Origin of the sequence: Pontimicrobium aquaticum (genome assembly GCF_005047595.1) — a bacterium.
In the GTDB taxonomy this organism is placed as follows: Bacteria; Bacteroidota; Bacteroidia; order Flavobacteriales; family Flavobacteriaceae; genus Pontimicrobium; species Pontimicrobium aquaticum.
In genome coordinates, this window is the sequence record NZ_SUPL01000006.1 from 184,417 (window position 1) to 201,162 (window position 16,746).

17 protein-coding genes are annotated in these 16,746 nt (G+C 32.2%); 7 read left to right on the top strand and 10 right to left on the bottom strand.

The window, feature by feature from the left end; genetic code table 11:
* The first annotated feature begins 392 nt into the window (after nucleotides 1-392).
* Nucleotides 393-887 (top strand): CAP domain-containing protein, encoded by a 495-nt coding sequence (locus E5167_RS11965; protein ID WP_136844383.1) that lies wholly within the window; start codon nucleotides 393-395, stop codon nucleotides 885-887.
* Nucleotides 888-949: 62 nt separating this feature from the next.
* Here E5167_RS11965 and pdxH read toward each other — a convergent pair whose 3' ends face one another.
* Nucleotides 950-1,600, bottom strand: coding sequence for a pyridoxamine 5'-phosphate oxidase (gene pdxH, locus E5167_RS11970; RefSeq protein WP_136844384.1), 651 nt, complete (start codon nucleotides 1,598-1,600; stop codon nucleotides 950-952).
* Nucleotides 1,601-1,664: 64 nt separating this feature from the next.
* On the opposite strand from pdxH, the gene E5167_RS11975 reads away from it, so the two are divergent.
* On the top strand, nucleotides 1,665-2,096 hold the full coding sequence (locus E5167_RS11975; protein WP_136844385.1) for a hypothetical protein: 432 nt from the start codon (nucleotides 1,665-1,667) through the stop codon (nucleotides 2,094-2,096).
* Here E5167_RS11975 and E5167_RS11980 read toward each other — a convergent pair.
* From E5167_RS11980 to porQ, 7 genes are all read right to left on the bottom strand, one after another.
* On the bottom strand, nucleotides 2,093-2,998 hold the full coding sequence (locus E5167_RS11980; RefSeq protein WP_136844386.1) for a ribonuclease Z: 906 nt from the start codon (nucleotides 2,996-2,998) through the stop codon (nucleotides 2,093-2,095). The two genes, E5167_RS11975 and E5167_RS11980, sit on opposite strands and share 4 nt — an antisense overlap.
* A gap of 3 nt (nucleotides 2,999-3,001) precedes the next feature.
* The gene (locus tag E5167_RS11985) at nucleotides 3,002-3,334 is read right to left on the bottom strand and encodes a ribonuclease Z (RefSeq protein WP_136844387.1); all 333 of its coding nucleotides are present in this window, start codon (nucleotides 3,332-3,334) and stop codon (nucleotides 3,002-3,004) included.
* Between the two features lie 6 nt (nucleotides 3,335-3,340).
* Complete coding sequence (locus E5167_RS11990) at nucleotides 3,341-4,267, bottom strand: aspartate carbamoyltransferase catalytic subunit (protein WP_136844501.1); 927 nt, start codon at nucleotides 4,265-4,267, stop codon at nucleotides 3,341-3,343.
* A gap of 54 nt (nucleotides 4,268-4,321) precedes the next feature.
* Nucleotides 4,322-4,876 carry a bifunctional pyr operon transcriptional regulator/uracil phosphoribosyltransferase PyrR gene (pyrR, locus tag E5167_RS11995; protein ID WP_136844388.1) on the bottom strand — a complete coding sequence of 185 codons (555 nt, stop codon included), beginning with the start codon at nucleotides 4,874-4,876 and terminating at the stop codon, nucleotides 4,322-4,324.
* Between the two features lie 125 nt (nucleotides 4,877-5,001).
* The gene (gene rpsA / locus E5167_RS12000) at nucleotides 5,002-6,834 is read right to left on the bottom strand and encodes a 30S ribosomal protein S1 (RefSeq protein WP_136844389.1); all 1,833 of its coding nucleotides are present in this window, start codon (nucleotides 6,832-6,834) and stop codon (nucleotides 5,002-5,004) included.
* Nucleotides 6,835-7,122: 288 nt separating this feature from the next.
* On the bottom strand, nucleotides 7,123-7,818 hold the full coding sequence (cmk, locus tag E5167_RS12005) for a (d)CMP kinase (protein ID WP_136844390.1): 696 nt from the start codon (nucleotides 7,816-7,818) through the stop codon (nucleotides 7,123-7,125).
* The gene (porQ, locus tag E5167_RS12010) at nucleotides 7,818-8,840 is read right to left on the bottom strand and encodes a type IX secretion system protein PorQ (RefSeq protein ID WP_136844391.1); all 1,023 of its coding nucleotides are present in this window, start codon (nucleotides 8,838-8,840) and stop codon (nucleotides 7,818-7,820) included. Before porQ ends, cmk begins: the two co-directional genes overlap by 1 nt.
* Nucleotides 8,841-9,181: 341 nt before the next feature.
* On the opposite strand from porQ, the gene E5167_RS12015 reads away from it, so the two are divergent.
* A complete protein-coding gene (locus E5167_RS12015; RefSeq protein WP_136844392.1) occupies nucleotides 9,182-9,658 on the top strand; it encodes a hypothetical protein in 477 nt (158 codons plus the stop codon).
* A 48-nt stretch (nucleotides 9,659-9,706) separates the two neighbouring features.
* On the opposite strand, the gene lon is transcribed toward E5167_RS12015, so the two are convergent.
* A complete protein-coding gene (gene lon, locus E5167_RS12020; protein ID WP_136844393.1) occupies nucleotides 9,707-12,157 on the bottom strand; it encodes an endopeptidase La in 2,451 nt (816 codons plus the stop codon).
* A 239-nt stretch (nucleotides 12,158-12,396) separates the two neighbouring features.
* Between lon and E5167_RS12025 the strand changes: the two genes are divergently transcribed.
* From E5167_RS12025 to E5167_RS12040, 4 genes are read left to right on the top strand one after another with little or no spacing between them, the layout of a single operon-like run.
* A complete protein-coding gene (locus tag E5167_RS12025) occupies nucleotides 12,397-12,957 on the top strand; it encodes an RNA polymerase sigma factor (RefSeq protein WP_136844394.1) in 561 nt (186 codons plus the stop codon).
* 9 nt (nucleotides 12,958-12,966) lie between these two features.
* Complete coding sequence (locus tag E5167_RS12030; protein WP_136844395.1) at nucleotides 12,967-13,530, top strand: hypothetical protein; 564 nt, start codon at nucleotides 12,967-12,969, stop codon at nucleotides 13,528-13,530.
* Nucleotides 13,508-14,590, top strand: a complete 1,083-nt coding sequence (locus tag E5167_RS12035) for a hypothetical protein (RefSeq protein WP_136844396.1) — start codon at nucleotides 13,508-13,510, stop codon at nucleotides 14,588-14,590. Before E5167_RS12030 ends, E5167_RS12035 begins: the two co-directional genes overlap by 23 nt.
* A 26-nt stretch (nucleotides 14,591-14,616) precedes the next feature.
* Nucleotides 14,617-15,342 (top strand): head GIN domain-containing protein, encoded by a 726-nt coding sequence (locus tag E5167_RS12040; RefSeq protein WP_136844397.1) that lies wholly within the window; start codon nucleotides 14,617-14,619, stop codon nucleotides 15,340-15,342.
* A gap of 49 nt (nucleotides 15,343-15,391) precedes the next feature.
* On the opposite strand, the gene E5167_RS12045 is transcribed toward E5167_RS12040, so the two are convergent.
* Nucleotides 15,392-16,726, bottom strand: coding sequence for an MFS transporter (locus E5167_RS12045; RefSeq protein WP_136844398.1), 1,335 nt, complete (start codon nucleotides 16,724-16,726; stop codon nucleotides 15,392-15,394).
* Nucleotides 16,727-16,746 lie beyond the last annotated feature (20 nt).

The following is a 16,746-nucleotide window of genomic DNA, read 5'->3' on the forward strand; positions in this document are numbered from 1 at the left end:
GTAATAATGTTATAATCTTCCCTACTATATGTTTGAAGAATAGTAATTTACTTATTGGTTGGTTGTAAATTCTGATAATAACTTATTACAACAAAGCCGCTCTTTTTAGAGCGGCTTTTTTATGTTTAAAAACCATTGTTTTAGAAGTATTTTGGCTTAATTATTACTTCAAAAATGAGCCTTAAAACAATTTAAAAACTTCATCCTTTTACTTAAAAATTCATATTTCTATCGTTAAAAAGCATAAAAACATCTATTAACGTGCATTTCGTCGATTATCTGTAATAATAAATCGACGAAATACATGTTTTTCATCGATTTTAACATTTCTTTAACAGTGTTTTTAAAGATGCCTGTTAATTTTACAATCCCAAATCTTAATTAACCTACTTATGAAATTATCAAAGTTTTTGCCAACTTTGGCACTGTTAGCCTTAATGTCTTTTTCTTGTTCAACAGATTCTATTGAAGAAGACAAAATAGATGCATTAGCAAATTCGTATGTACCTGCAACAAAAACCATTGAAATTGAAATTTTAGAATTAATAAACAATCACAGAATTACTCTTGGTTTAAATGCACTTAACGACATGAGTCAAATTAAAGCTACTGCATATAGCCATACTGATTATATGAGAGACAAGCAAGAAGTATCACACGATAATTTTTACCAACGTAGTAGCAGTTTAAAAAATAACCCGGGCGCAACTAAGGTAGGCGAAAACGTAGCTTACGGATTTAGTTCTGCTCAATCTGTCGTGAATGCTTGGTTAAATAGCGATGGACATAGAGAAATAATTGAAGGTGACTTTACAAACTTTGATGTTTCGGCTGAAAAGGATCAAAATGGGAAATGGTATTATACCAATATATTCATTAAAAAATAGGTTAAGAATAACTCATAAGTAAAGACCATAAAAAAAGAACCGTTTAATAAACGGTTCTTTTTTTATGGTGCTAATCTATCTATTCTCCAGTTGTAATCTTCTTGTAACTTATAACGAATCCTATCGTGTAATCTATTAGCTCTACCTTGCCAAAACTCCATTTCAATTGGCTTTACAATTAAACCTCCCCAATATGTTGGTCTTGGTATTTCTTTCCCTTCATATTGCTTTTCTAAATCTTGCAATTTATCTTCTAATTCTTTTCTGTTTTTTACAACCTCACTTTGATTTGATACTACAGCTCCTAATTGACTTCCTCTTGGACGCGACTCAAAATAACCATCACTTAAATTCTCCACAATTTTTTCTGCTTTACCTTTAATAATTATTTGTCTTTCGGCTGCATGCCAAAAAAAGGACAAACATACGTTTGGGTTAGCCATAATAGCTCTCCCTTTTTCACTATTATAATTGGTATAAAAAATAAATCCTTCGTAAGTATATTTTTTTAATAGCACTACTCTACCTTTTGGATATCCATCTAAACCAACAGTCGAAACCGTCATAGCATTAGCTTCATCAATCGAGTCATTATTGTCAACCTCATAAAACCACTTTTGAAATAACTCCATAGGGTTTTCAGGAACATTACTTTTTAATAATTCTCCTTTTTCGTAAGATTTTCTGTAATTGCTTAGATCGTTACTACTCATATGTAATATTAGTTACAAACTTGTTTTTGAAAAAAATTTAATTTTATACTTCAAATTTAAACAAATGCCTTTCAAAGACTCCAAATATTTCAAAAAGTTGTCCTACAAAATTATCCAATTAGATTTTGGCACATTTTATTTATTGGATAAATGTATTATAGCTGAAATAAATGAAGGTGTTCATTATAGCTGGGAAGAGGAACATGAGTTATACCTAAAACTAATAGAACATTATAGCTCTGATGCTAAAATTGGGTATATTTCCAACAGAATAAATGCGTATTCCATTGATACAGAAATTTGGAGTAAATTCGTCAATGAGTACGATTTTATTATTGCCAGTGCCATAGTGACTTACAACGATTTTAGTTACATAAATGCTACTATAGAAAAGGAGTTTTCTAAAAAAAGTCTTAAACGGTGTACTAGTTTAGACCAAGCTATTAACTGGGTTTTAAACTTGATAGAATTTAAAGAAAACCCAAAGGAGTATTAAAATTCAAAGGTCTTACCTGCTTCGGCCACTTCTACATTCTCAAAAACTTCAGAAGCTTCATTAATAAACTCAGTAATATTGTCGTAACGTGTTGAAAAATGCCCTAATACCAACTTCTTAACATTAGCTTTTTTAGCTATCGTAGCTGCTTGTTTAGCTGTTGCATGCTTAGTTTTATCTGCTAAGTGTGAAAGCTTTTCTAAAAACGTAGATTCGTGGTATAATACATCTACATTACTAATTATTGGAACTATAGATTCGTTATAAGCAGTATCACTACAAAACGCATAGCTTTTTGGAGCACTCCCTGCTTTAGTAACTGTATCATTTTTTATTAATTCCCCTTCTTCATTAATGACATCAAATCCTTGTTTCAGTTTTCTGAAGTATGCCTTGTTAATTTTAGCTTCTTCGGCATTTCCTAACAATAGTTTACGTTCATTTTCTTTTTCCTTGAATAAAAAACCGTTGGTGTATATACGATGATCTAAAGGAATGGTATAGACTTCAACTTTATCGTCCTCAAAGATCAATTCTGATTCCCTAGATGTTAATTCATGGAAAATCAGTTTGTAATTTGTCCAAGAATCTGAAAGTTTCATTTGCATTGTTATAACTTCCTTTAAACCTTTTGGGGCATAAATATGCAGGTCGGCTTCTCTTGTTAAAAGCCTAAACGTTGAAATTAACCCTACCAAACCAAAACAGTGATCACCATGCAAGTGCGAAATAAAAATATGTTTTATTCTGTTGAATTTAACTTTATTCTTTCTAAGCTGTACCTGCGTACCTTCACCACAGTCTATCAAAAAAATATGGTTACGTATTTCTAAAACTTGCGAGGTTGGATGTGTGTTAATTCGTGGAGTGGCACTATGGCAGCCTAAAATGGTCAACTTCATAGATTAAAACCCTAAATCCCTTTCAATTTCTTCCATTTCAATAATATCATAGGCTTCTTGCAGCGTTGGCACTATTACCAATTCATCAGGAATAAGATCATTTTGAATTTTATCTGTAACAATAACAAATGAATGTTTTGCCTTTCTGTGCTGATTAGAAATCTGTAAAAACTCGATAACATCTTCTGTTGTTAAAGGTTCTAAACTTGTAAGATTTATAATGATATTATCGTTTTGAAACCTGTTATAAATTACTTGCAGTTTTTTTACAAGTTCAACAATAGATACCTTTTCTTGTGTAATGATGGAAATATTATCCTGTTTATCAAAAATCATAATTCCTTATTTAATTTTAGAAGCTAATAAATAGATAACAGCCATACGAATAGCCACGCCATTTTCTACTTGATCTAATATAATGGCTTGATCGGAGTCTGCAACATCACTGGTAATTTCAACACCTCTGTTAATTGGACCAGGATGCATAATGGTAATTTCCTTATCCAGCGAATTCAACAGCTCTTTAGTCACACCAAACTGTTGTGCATACTCTCTAGTTGACGGAAAATAACTTATATCCATACGCTCGTTTTGTACTCGCAACATATTTGCTACATCACACCACTCCAAAGCTTTACGTAAATTAGTTTCAACCTTGATACCTAATTTATCTATATACTTAGGTATTAAGGTTTTTGGGCCACAAACCATAACCTTTGCACCTTGTAATTGTAAAGCAAAAATATTTGATAATGCAACACGACTATGTAATACATCACCAACAATGACCACGTTTTTCCCTTTTACAGTTCCTAACTTTTCTCTTATTGAATAGGAATCTAATAATGCTTGGGTTGGATGTTCATGAGCACCATCTCCAGCATTAATGATACTTGCATTAATATGTTTAGATAAAAAAATGCCTGCTCCAGGATTAGGGTGGCGCATTACCACCATATCTACTTTCATAGAAAGGATATTATTAACCGTGTCTATTAAGGTTTCTCCTTTTTTTACTGAAGATTGCGATGCAGAAAAGTTGATAACATCAGCAGACAAACGCTTTTCAGCCAATTCGAACGAAAGTTTTGTTCGGGTAGAGTTTTCAAAAAATAAGTTGGCTATAGTAATATCTCTAAGCGAAGGAACCTTTTTAATTGGCCTATTGATGACCTCTTTAAAATGATCGGCTGTTTCAAAAATAAGCTGAATATCTTGCTTTGTAAGATATTTTATTCCTAATAAGTGGTTGACACTTAATTCGCTCATAATATTATTTATTTTTCCCATTTTCATGGGAATGACAATTTATTGTTATCCCGATTAAAAATCGGAAAGTGATTTTTCAATTAAATACACTGAATCTTCGCCTTCGTTTTCAACCCAGTTTACTTTTACTTTTTCATTATTAATAGCATCTACTTGTCTTCCTCTATAATCTGGTTGTATTGGTAGATGTCTGCTAAAGCGTCTGTCGATAAGCGTTAACAGTTCTATTTCATTTGGTCTTCCAAACGATTGTATTGCTGTTAATGCAGCACGAATGCTACGTCCTGTATATAATACATCGTCAATAAATACTACTTTTTTATTTTCAACTACAAAATCTATGTCTGTTGTATTAGCTTCAAGCGGTTTGTCGCTCCTTCTAAAGTCATCCCTGAAAAAAGTAATATCTAACTGACCTAACTGTACATTTTTAATTTTATAGTCTTCTCTAAGCATTTTGCATAAACGTTCAGCAAGAAATTTACCTCTTGGTTGAATGCCTATTAATACTGTGTTAGAAAAATCGTTGTGGTTTTCAATTAATTGACAAGCCAATCGATGAAGAATGATGTTTACCTCTTTTGCATTAAGTAACACTTTTTGACTCATATAGTATCCAAACGTATTTGGTTGACAAAGTTAAGTTAAATAATTAGGGTTTGCAATGGTTTTATAAAGCAAAAAAAAGCCTTCCAAATTGGAAGGCTTTTTTTTATATAAATTTCAAAGAAATATTATTTCCCGTCCATTTTATCTTTAAGCGCTTGTAAAGCATCATTAGCATCACCCAAAGTAGGTTTTGCTTCTGCTGCAGCGTTAGCAGCTTTTTTAGCAGCAGCTTTTACAATTTTTGCTTCTTCTTCTCTAAAGATAGCTGTATGAGAAGCGACTACACGTTTAAATTCTTTATTGAATTCAATAATTTTAAACTCTGCTTCGTCTCCTTTTTTAAGCTTCTTTCCATCTTCTTTTTCTAAATGACGAGAAGGAATAAATGCAACGATATCTTCATTAAACTTAACAGTAGCTCCTTTATCAACTATTTCTTCAATAGTTCCTGTATGAGTAGAATTTAAAGCAAACTCAGTTTCATACTTATCCCAAGGGTTTTCAGTTGTTTGTTTATGACCTAAACTTAGTTTACGTCCTTCAACATCTAACTCAAGTACTACAACTTCTAGTTTATCACCAACGGTACAGAACTCAGATGGGTGCTTAATTTTCTTAGTCCAAGATAAATCTGAGATATAAATTAATCCGTCAATACCTTCTTCTAATTCAACAAAAACACCAAAGTTTGTGAAGTTACGTACAATACCTGTGTGCTTAGAACCTACAGGGTATTTCTTAGTAATATCTGTCCATGGGTCTGGAGTTAATTGCTTAATTCCAAGAGACATTTTACGATCTTCTCTATCTAAAGTTAAAATTTGTGCTTCTATTTCATCTCCAACAGATACAAAATCTTGTGCAGAACGTAAGTGTGTTGACCAAGACATTTCAGAAACGTGAATTAATCCTTCAACACCTTCAGCAACTTCAATAAATGCACCGTAATCAGCAATAACAACCACTTTCCCTTTTACTTTATCTCCAACTTTAACATCTTCACCCAAAGCATCCCAAGGATGTTTGCTTAATTGCTTAAGACCTAATTGAATTCTTGATTTGTTTTCATCAAAGTCAAGGATTACAACATTTAATTTCTCGTCTAACTCAACTACCTCACTTGGGTGGTTAATTCTAGACCAAGATAAGTCTGTAATATGAATCAATCCGTCAACACCACCAAGATCCATAAATACACCATAAGATGTAATGTTTTTAACAGAACCTTCTAGTACTTGACCTTTTTCTAATTGACCAATAATTTCTTTCTTTTGTTCTTCGATGTCTGCCTCGATAAGTGCTTTATGAGACACTACAACGTTTTTAAACTCATGGTTGATTTTAACCACTTTGAACTCCATTGTTTTATTAACGTACTGATCGTAGTCTCTAATAGGTTTTACATCTATTTGAGAACCTGGTAAGAATGCTTCAATACCAAATACATCTACAATCATACCACCTTTAGTACGACATTTAACAAAACCGTTTACAATTTCACCAGAATCATGAGCAGCGTTTACACGATCCCATGCTTTAATAACTCTAGCTTTACGGTGAGATAATACTAATTGTCCTGTTGCATCTTCACGAACATCAATTAATACTTCTACTTTATCACCAACTTTTAAGTTAGGATTGTAACGAAACTCATTTAAAGAGATAACACCTTCTGATTTTGCGTTGATATCGATAATGGCATCACGATCAGTAATATGTATTACTTCTCCTTCAACTACTTCATCATCTAAAGTATCTACAAAATTTTCGGCTACTAATTTTTCGAATTCTTCTAATTTAGAATCTGCCACTGGGTCAATTCCTTCTTCGTAATTGTGCCAGTTAAAATCTTTTAGAAATTTTTCAGGATTTGCTTGAGCTTCAGAGACTACTGGAGCTTCGGTTTTTGCAGCTTCTTCAACTTGTGCTTCTACTGCTTTTTCTTTATTTTCAGCCATTGCTGATTTAACATTTGTATTCTGTATGCTTTCAGAAAAATTAAGCGATTTACACACAGAAGTGTTATAATTTGTTTTTTTATTCCTTTTAATTTTCTGATAATCCGCTAAAAGGAGTGCAAAAATACATATTATCTACGAAATTGCCTAATTTTATTTAAGTAGAAATGAGGTTTTTAAAGTCTCGATACTTAACATCATTACAAGGGAGGTCTCGACCGAAGGAATCTGTTTGTTTTATTGTTAGCTCATTATAAAATTGCTTAACTAACGTTCGCAATAACGTTGTTATTCTTGTCCTTCCATAGTCATTCTAACCAAATTCATAATACTTTCAAATTGGGCTTCAAGGGTCAGATTGGAATTATCTATTTCAATAGCATCCTCTGCCTTAAATAATGGTGAATCTTCACGATGTGAATCTATATAGTCACGCTCTTGAACGTTTTTTAGCACCTCTTCAAAACGAACCTTATCACCTCTTTTAATGAGCTCACTATATCTACGCTTGGCTCTAATTTCTGGAGAAGCTGTCATAAATAGCTTTAGCTCTGCCTGAGGGAATACTACTGTACCTATATCGCGACCATCCATAACAATACCTTTTCCCTCACCCATTTTTTGTTGTTGTTTTACCAACTGATAACGTACTTCTGGAATGGCTGATACTTTGCTAACAAAACTTGATACTTCTAAGGTTCTTATTTCTTTTTCGACATTAACACCGTTTAAATACATTTCTGAAAAACCTAGAGAATCATTAAACTTAAAAGACAAATTGATGTTATCTAATTCTAATACGAAATCTTCTACCTTAAAATAGTTGTCTCCAATAAAATTGTTTTGTAATGCATACAAAGTTACTGCTCTATACATAGCTCCTGTATCAACATAGACATAACCTAATTCTTTTGCTAATTGTTTCGCTAAGGTACTTTTGCCTGTAGATGAAAATCCGTCGATTGCTATGGTAATATGTTGCATTATTGTAAATCTATTTGTAATCCAAAAAAACTGGCGTTAGACGCACTTGTGTATCTTGCATGCGAATAACTAAATCGCATTTTATTCATTTTTATACCAACACCAAATGAAAGCCCAGAAAAATTTCTTTGTTCCAAAATTCGTAATTCTTCAGCACGTCTAAAACTATAGCCTAATCTAATATTAAAACCTTTGTCTGGAAACAATTCGGCTCCTAAAATTAAATGGCGAAACGCATTATTAAAAAAGCTTACTTCTTCTTGCGTTTGATTACCTTCTAAATCGCTAGAAGCTCTTGCTGGATTTGGTCTTCCTATTGGCCATTCTTGTAAATTCTCAAACGTCATATGCCAACGTAATGGTACATGCTCTAAGGTTTGTGACATTCCAAAATCTACTTCAAAAGGTAAAGGCTCTCTTAATCCAGCATATGTAGTGATTTGGCTTCCTAGATTCCTAACTACAACGGCTGCATTAAAATCTAAGTTTTCGTTCAGATAAAGTAATCCTAAATCTACAGCTGCTCCAAAAGAGCTATACTGTTCTAACTTAGAGGTTATGAGTTTTAAATTTCCTCCAACATAAAAATCGGAATACCCTATTTGTGTAGCATATCCAATTGAAAGTGCTGCTTCACTACCAGAAAAACTTCCCGTAGAAACGCCATTTTCATCATAACCATCAAAACTACCATAATTAATATAAGTAATCCCTCCATGAATGGTTTGTGTGCGTCTATCAATGGTATATGCATACGCAGCAGTACCGTAACCAATGCCTCCCAAATAACTAGTATAATTAAAAGCTAGTTGATTATCCATCTCTACATTAATCGTTGCAGGGTTATAAATTCCTTGAGTGACATCATAATCTACATTTGTAATAACTTTTCCACCTAAAGCCGCTTGACGAGGTGAAGACACAAGGTTCAAAAATTGATAAGTAGATTCGCCACCTACCTGTGAAAAGGCTGTTTCAAAACATAAAACCAGTAGGCATATGGTGGTAATGGATCTTATCATAAAGAAGGCAAAGTAACTAAATCTATCTTAAAACGATTTGCAATCTGTTTTATTTTTTTGGAAATGTATATTTGTTTAAGCTTTGTTACAAAGATAGTTTTAAATACCCAATAACTCTAGAGCATTAATATGTAGTTGTAAAGCATTAAAAGGTGGTTCTGGAGCATTAAGAGCAAATGTCTTGTTTTTGTGTAGCCTTTTTCTTATTATTAAAAAGCAAAGTAAAGATATTTTCATTAAAATCCCTCTCATGAAAAAAGTATTAAAATTTATAGTGTTATCATTTATTGTGATTTCTTGTTCCGAAAATAGAATGACTCATAACATAACCCCTTAAAACCATGAAACATTTACTTTTTATTTTAATCGTTACCACAATGGTAAGTTGTAGTACTTCCACAGATGAGGAAAATGCTTATGTATTGTCTAATAGCATTGAGTTTTCGATAGTTAATACCGCAGGTGAAGACCTTTTAGATTCAAATAATCCTAACAGTATTGATATTGATAACATTAGACTATATTATGAAATAGATAATGAAGTTATTGAGATTTACGACAGTCATTTAGAACACCCTCGACATTTTTTTGTGTTTGAACATGAAAATGAATACCGGATTAGAGTATCTCAAAATGATTCCAAGGACGAGAATAGGCCTATAACCTATATTGAGTGGAATGAAACCGATACAGATACTTTACAAGTTGAGTATGATCTAACACATAATTCTTTGGCTCAGAAAAAGATTTGGCTTAATGGAGAAGAAATTTGGAATATTAACATAAATGATGGTCCATTTTTAGTACTCACCAAATAACTTAAATTGAAATCAAATTAAAACCTCGACAAAAATCGAGGTTATAATTTACAATGTCTTTGCGTTTTTAACCTTTTGGTTTGTGATAGCAATATCAATCACTTCACTCATATCACTCACATAATGAAAAGTTAATCCTTTAAGATACTCTTCTTTAATTTCTTCAATATCTCTTCTGTTGTCTTCACACAACAAAATTTCTTTGATTCTAGCTCGTTTAGCCGCCAAAATCTTTTCTTTAATTCCGCCTACTGGCAATACTTTACCACGAAGTGTAATTTCGCCAGTCATTGCTAAACTTTTCTTTACTTTTTTCTGAGTAAACAGTGATACCAAAGACGTGAGCATAGTAACACCTGCACTTGGACCATCTTTTGGTGTAGCTCCTTCTGGCACATGAATATGGACGTTATACTTTTCGAAAACTTCAGGATTGATTCCGTAAGCATCTGCATTAGCTTTAATATATTCCATAGCGATCGTAGCAGATTCCTTCATAACCGTACCTAAATTACCAGTAATGGTCATAGTCCCTTTTCCCTTAGAAAGGATAGATTCTATAAATAAAATGTCTCCACCAACACTTGTCCAAGCCAATCCTGTAACTACTCCAGCGACATTATTATTTTCGTATTTATCGCGTTCTAATTTTGGTCCACCAAGAACCTCGATAATATCTTCGTTTGTCACTTTAAGATTATAGGGTTCTTCCATGGCAATATTTTTAGCAGCATGACGTACCATTTTTGCTATTTGTTTTTCTAAACCACGAACACCAGATTCTCTAGTGTAACCTTCAACAATTTTTTCTAATTGCGGTTTTCCTATTCTTAAATGCTTAGTCGTTAATCCGTGTTCCTTTAATTGTTTTGGCAATAAATGACGCTTAGCAATCTCTACCTTTTCTTCAATAGTATAACCAGTTACGTTTATTATTTCCATTCTATCCAATAAAGCAGGTTGAATGGTTGATAGGCTATTTGAAGTAGCTATAAACATAACCTTAGATAAGTCGTAACCCATTTCTAAGAAATTGTCATGGAATTCTGAGTTTTGTTCTGGGTCTAATACCTCTAACATTGCAGATGATGGATCGCCTTGATGCGAATTTGATAGTTTATCTATCTCGTCTAACACAAACACTGGATTAGAAGTCCCAGCCTTTTTTAAGCTTTGAATAATTCTTCCAGGCATCGCTCCAATATAGGTTTTACGATGACCGCGAATTTCAGCTTCATCCCGTAAACCACCTAACGACATACGCACGTATTCTCTACCTAAAGCTTCAGCAATAGACTTCCCTAACGATGTTTTACCAACTCCTGGAGGCCCATACAAACAAAGGATTGGCGATTTCATATCGTTTCTAAGCTTCAAGACAGCTAAATACTCGATAATACGTCGTTTTACATCATCTAAACCATAATGGTCACGGTCTAATATTTTCTTTGCACGCTTTAAGTCAAATATGTCTTCACTAAACTCATTCCAAGGTAATTCTAGGAACAAGTCTAAGTAATTTCGTTGAATAGAATACTCAGCCACTTGAGGATTCATACGTTGCATTTTTGCTAATTCTTTATCAAAATGGTTTTTTACTTTTTTACTCCATTTTTTAGACTTAGCACGTTTGCGCATCTCTTCTACTTCTTCTTCGTAGCTTACACCACCTAATTCTTCCTGAATAGTTTTAAGCTGCTGATGTAGAAAATATTCTCGTTGCTGTTGGTTCATGTCACTTTGAACCTTAGATTGTATATCGTTTTTCAATTCTAATTTTTGAAACTCGACATTCATATATTTTAACGTGGCTAAAGCTCGCTCTTGTAAATCGTTCATTTCTAACAATTCTTGCTTCTCCTCGACTGCAAGATTCATATTTGATGATACAAAATTGATTAAAAATGAATTACTCTCAATATTTTTAATTGCAAATGAAGCTTCACTTGGAATATTAGGACTATCCTTAATAATTTGAATTGCCAACTCTTTAATAGAATCTATTATTGCTTTAAATTCTTCACTTTCGTTAGCTGGTACTATTTGGGGTAAGTCTTTTACAGTAGCAGTCATATAAGGATCTTCGCTTATAACTTTATCTACTTCAAAACGTTTTTTTCCTTGAATAATAACTGTTGTATTACCATCTGGCATTTTAAGCACACGTAAAATTCGTGCAACAGTACCTGTTTTATAAATATCTTTTGCTGTAGGGTTTTCGATGATTTCATCTTTTTGAGATACCACACCAATAACTTTACTTCCTTTATTAGCATCGTCTATTAATTTAATAGACTTATCTCTACCAGCTGTAATAGGAATTACCACACCAGGGAACAGTACTGTATTTCTTAAGGATAATATAGGTAATGTTTCAGGTAATAACTCGTTATTTATTTCTTTCTCATCTTCAGAAGTCATTAAAGGAATTAGTTCTGAATTTTCATCAAACTCCTGAAATGACAAACTGTCAAGACTTGTAAATTTAGACTTTGCCATAGTATTTTTAGGTCATTCTGTCACCTAAACAGAATGCTTATTTTTTTCAATTAAACTTTAAAACTTCTCTTTTCACTAAAAACCTTTTATTATTAAGCCTTTCAGTAACTTTAACGTTTCATAATATTCAATAGTTATGCCATTATAAAAACATGTTTCATAAATAAATCTAAATTTTTTTTACCTAAACTGTAACAAAGTTTAATTACCTTAATCTTTATAATAAACAATTTTTTTTAGTGTCACTACCAAACCAAAATACTGAAGCGCTTGCAAAGCTTTGTAAATCTGGCAACCAAAATGCACAGTTGGAAATTTACAACAGGTACTACAAAGCTATGTATAATATATCGCTAAGGATTGTAAATGATTGTTATGAAGCAGAAAACATTATGCAAGATTCCTTTTTAACAGCCTTCACAAAATTAGGTGAATTAAAAGATTTAAAAACCTTTGGTGCCTGGTTAAAACGAATTGTTATTAATAACAGTATTTATCACTATAAAAAAAATAGTAAATACCAAAACGTTCCTTTTGACAATGTGCTTTATAAAGTTGAAGAAAATCAAAGCATTGGTAGTGATAACGATTTTGCAAGCTTAAAAGCACAACAGGTACTCAAGGTAATGAATAACCTTAAAGATAATTATAGAATTGCATTAACGCTAAATTTAATTGAAGGTTACGATTATGAAGAAATAAGTGATATCATGAACATTACATACGCTAATTGTAGAACCACAATATCACGTGCTAAAGAAAGTTTAAGAACAAAATTACAGCTTACAACTGAATATTAAAATAGTACTATGAGTAAGGATAATTTAAATTTTATTTTTAAAAATATTGAAGGTCAATTTGATATTGAAGAGCCTACTGCTGGACACAAGCAACGTTTTCTAGATAAATTGAACCATCAAAACACTGTAGTAGTTACAGAGAAAAAATCTGTATTTATACTATGGAAACCAATATTAAGTGTAGCAGCTTCCATAGTGTTGCTTTTAACAATCTCATTAGGTGTTCTAAAAAGCAACAACGCTTCGGATTTAGCTAGTATATCTCCAGAAATGGCAACAACTCAAGACTTTTTCACAACAACTATTACTACTGAGTTAAATAAACTTAACAGTGAGGAATCTCCTGAATATCAAGACTTGATAGTAGATACTATGTTTCAAATAAAAATATTGGAAGAAAACTACGAGCAATTAAAGCAAGATTTAAGCACAAGCGGTCAAGATGAACGTGTTATTTACGCTATGATTTCAAATTTTCAAAACAGAATCGAATTACTACAAAATGTAGTAGCACAAATAAATGATTTAAAACAACCAAAAAACGAACAAAATGAACACAACAATACTTTATAAGGCACTTATCGCTTTTATATTTATTCCAACCCTAGTTTTAGCCAATAATACCGATAAAACAGGTAAACACACTAAAGAAAAAAAGATGCACAAAGAGTTTAGTGTAAATTCTGATGCTACGTTAGAAGTAGATAACAGCTATGGAAACATTGACATTGTAACATGGAATGAAAACCGCATTGTTATTGACGTTACTATCACTACTAACGGAAATAATTTAGAAAAAGTAGAAAAAAAACTAGATGATATTACTGTAGAATTTTCTGGAACTTCAAATCGTGTGTCAGCAAAAACAAAATTCTCAAAAAGTAAATCATTCTGGAATTGGGGAAGCAGCAATGTTAGTATGAAAATTAATTATGTGATTAAAATGCCAATTACTAATCATGTAAATCTTGAAAACGATTATGGAAGTATTAATCTAGACAAGCTTGAAGGTCGTGCAACTATTGATTGTGATTACGGAAAAATAACCACAAAAGAGCTAATGGCGGACAATAATATGTTAACATTCGATTATACTAAAAACTCTTATTTTGAGTACATAAAAAGCGGAACAATTAATGCCGATTATAGTAGCTATACTGTTGCAAAAACTAATGATTTAAGCATTGATACAGACTATTCTAAATCTACCATTGAAATCGCCGAAGATGTTTCTTACAACTGCGATTATGGCTCTTTAACAATCGAAAAAGCCAATAATATTAAAGGTGATGGTGACTATTTAACGCTTCGTATTGGCGAAGTTTACAAAAATGTAACAGTTACTGCGGATTATGGTTCCATAAAAATCAACAATATGACAAGTAATGCTGGTGATGTAAATATTGATTCAGACTATATGAAAATAACCATTGGATACTCTTCTGGGTATAACTTTGACTTCGACATAGACCTAAGCCATGCATCATTACGTGGTGATGACGACTTAGAAGTATCAAAAAGAAATGAAAAATCTACCAGTAAAAAATATTCTGGATACCATGGTTCTAAAGGGTCAGGAAACACCATTAACATTACATCAGATTATGGAAGTGTAACATTCAATAAAAATTAAATATCAATCAAAAAAAACAAACAGAAATGAAGAAATCAATTTTATTATTAGCAGCCATTTTAAGTGTATCAACCATAAACGCTCAATGGTGGGGAGGAAAAAAAATTAAAGGCAACGGAAATATGACAACCGAAACCAGAAATACTGAAGATTACGAAGGTATTAAGTGTGCAGGTTCTATGGATTATATTCTAGTAGCTGGAACTGAAGGAAAGATAACATTAGAAGGAGAATCTAATTTACTAGAATACATTGTTACCGAAATTAAAGGAGGTAACCTTATAGTTAAGGTAAAAAAAGGAATAAACTTAAAACCAAGTTGGAACAAAACCGTTAAAATTACCATTCCTTTTAAAGACATTAATAACATCTCTTTAGCTGGATCAGGAGATTTATGGAATGAAGACACTATTAAAGCTAACAACCTTGATGTATCGCTAGCAGGTTCTGGAGATATCATTCTTAATGTAGAAGCTTCATCATTAGAAGGTAGTGTAGCAGGTTCTGGAGACTTAACTTTAAAAGGCAATACAAACGATTTAAACGTAAGAGTAGCAGGTTCCGGAGATATAAATGCTTTTGGATTACAGGCTAATAATACAGTTGCTTCTATTGCAGGTTCTGGAGATATTCAAGTTGTTAGCAATAAAAGTTTAAAAGCTCGTGTATCTGGCTCTGGAGATATTGAGTACAAAGGCAACCCTGACAAAGAAGATACTAAAGTATCAGGTTCTGGTACTATTAGTAACTAAGAACAATTATTTTGCTAAAAGGTCACTCATTTTCATTTGAGTGGCTTTTTTATTTTATCTCTAATGCATTCTTCGGAATTCTATATAAAAGTATAACTCCAATAACAAAAAACGTAATTAAAAACAGAATAGAATAGCGCATACTTCCTGTTAGTTCAGCTACAAAACCATACATAAACATTCCAATAACAATTCCTATTTTTTCAGCGACATCGTAAAAACTAAAATATGATGCAGTATCCTCTGTTTTCTCTGGAATAAGTTTACTATAAGTAGATCTAGAAAGCGATTGGATACCTCCCATTACTAATCCAACACAACCAGCAGTTATATAGAATTGTATAGGTGTTACAACAAAATAAGCATAGGCACAAATTACTATCCAAGCAAATATTATAATTATTAACGTTTTAATGTTTCCTTTTTTTCCGGATAGCCTAGCGGTATAATTTGCCCCTACAACAGCTACCAATTGTATTAACAAAATACTAACAATTAATCCAGTTGTAGAATCTTGGTTTCCCCAATCTAACTCTTCGACCGCAAAATAGGTTGCTGCAATCATTATGGTTTGTACTGCCATACTATACACAAAAAAAGCACTTAAATAGCGTCTTAAAATTTTATTGCTTTTTAAAGCTTTCCATATTTTTTTTAATTCATTATAACCATGCATTAATACAGAACGAGTAACTTTATGACCTTCATTAGTTCCAGTTGGCAAATGCTTAAAAGTATATTGTGCAAATAGCATCCACCACAATCCTACCATTATAAAAGCAATTCTAGTTGGTTGTCCAGCATCAGAAAATCCAAACCAATCATACTTCAAAATCATTATAAGATTAACTATTAGCAAAATCACACTACCAACATATCCCATAGAAAACCCTTTAGCACTTATTTTGTCTTGCTGCTCTGGATAAGCAATATCTGGTAAATAAGAATTATAAAACACTAAACTTCCCCAAAACCCAATTAAAGCAAGCATATAACATAACAGCCCAAACCATAAAAAGTCTAAACTAAACCAATACAAACCTATACAAGATAAAGCACCTAAATAACAGAAAAACTTCATGAACCCTTCTTTATTTCCAACAAAATCAGAAATACCAGATAAGATTGGAGATAAAAATGACACTACTAAAAAACTTAATGCTGTGATATAACTAATTAGAGAATCGTTATTAAAATCATATCCTAAAAATGTAACTGTATCACTGATTTTTTCTCCAGTTTCAACATCTTTTATAATTGTTAGTGCTCCATAAAAAATAGGAAAAACTGCTGATGTTATTACTAATGGATAAACAGAATTTGCCCAATCATAAAATGCCCATGCATTTAAAAGTTTTTTACTTCCTTTTTCTAGTACTGCCATAAATAAAAAGCTGCTCGTTT

What these genes read in the sequence shown, in the direction of transcription:
- E5167_RS12045 (WP_136844398.1), bottom strand. Translation starts at nt 16,726, where the DNA reads ATGGCAGTACTAGAAAAAGGAAGTAAAAAACTTTTAAATGCATGGGCA.
- E5167_RS11980 (WP_136844386.1), bottom strand. Translation starts at nt 2,998, where the DNA reads ATGAAGTTGACCATTTTAGGCTGCCATAGTGCCACTCCACGAATTAAC.
- E5167_RS12030 (WP_136844395.1), top strand. Translation starts at nt 12,967, where the DNA reads ATGAGTAAGGATAATTTAAATTTTATTTTTAAAAATATTGAAGGTCAA.
- E5167_RS11990 (WP_136844501.1), bottom strand. Translation starts at nt 4,267, where the DNA reads ATGAGCGAATTAAGTGTCAACCACTTATTAGGAATAAAATATCTTACA.
- porQ (WP_136844391.1), bottom strand. Translation starts at nt 8,840, where the DNA reads ATGATAAGATCCATTACCACCATATGCCTACTGGTTTTATGTTTTGAA.
- pdxH (WP_136844384.1), bottom strand. Translation starts at nt 1,600, where the DNA reads ATGAGTAGTAACGATCTAAGCAATTACAGAAAATCTTACGAAAAAGGA.
- rpsA (WP_136844389.1), bottom strand. Translation starts at nt 6,834, where the DNA reads ATGGCTGAAAATAAAGAAAAAGCAGTAGAAGCACAAGTTGAAGAAGCT.
- E5167_RS12035 (WP_136844396.1), top strand. Translation starts at nt 13,508, where the DNA reads ATGAACACAACAATACTTTATAAGGCACTTATCGCTTTTATATTTATT.
- cmk (WP_136844390.1), bottom strand. Translation starts at nt 7,818, where the DNA reads ATGCAACATATTACCATAGCAATCGACGGATTTTCATCTACAGGCAAA.
- pyrR (WP_136844388.1), bottom strand. Translation starts at nt 4,876, where the DNA reads ATGAGTCAAAAAGTGTTACTTAATGCAAAAGAGGTAAACATCATTCTT.
- E5167_RS12015 (WP_136844392.1), top strand. Translation starts at nt 9,182, where the DNA reads ATGAAACATTTACTTTTTATTTTAATCGTTACCACAATGGTAAGTTGT.
- E5167_RS11975 (WP_136844385.1), top strand. Translation starts at nt 1,665, where the DNA reads ATGCCTTTCAAAGACTCCAAATATTTCAAAAAGTTGTCCTACAAAATT.
- E5167_RS11965 (WP_136844383.1), top strand. Translation starts at nt 393, where the DNA reads ATGAAATTATCAAAGTTTTTGCCAACTTTGGCACTGTTAGCCTTAATG.
- E5167_RS11985 (WP_136844387.1), bottom strand. Translation starts at nt 3,334, where the DNA reads ATGATTTTTGATAAACAGGATAATATTTCCATCATTACACAAGAAAAG.
- lon (WP_136844393.1), bottom strand. Translation starts at nt 12,157, where the DNA reads ATGGCAAAGTCTAAATTTACAAGTCTTGACAGTTTGTCATTTCAGGAG.
- E5167_RS12040 (WP_136844397.1), top strand. Translation starts at nt 14,617, where the DNA reads ATGAAGAAATCAATTTTATTATTAGCAGCCATTTTAAGTGTATCAACC.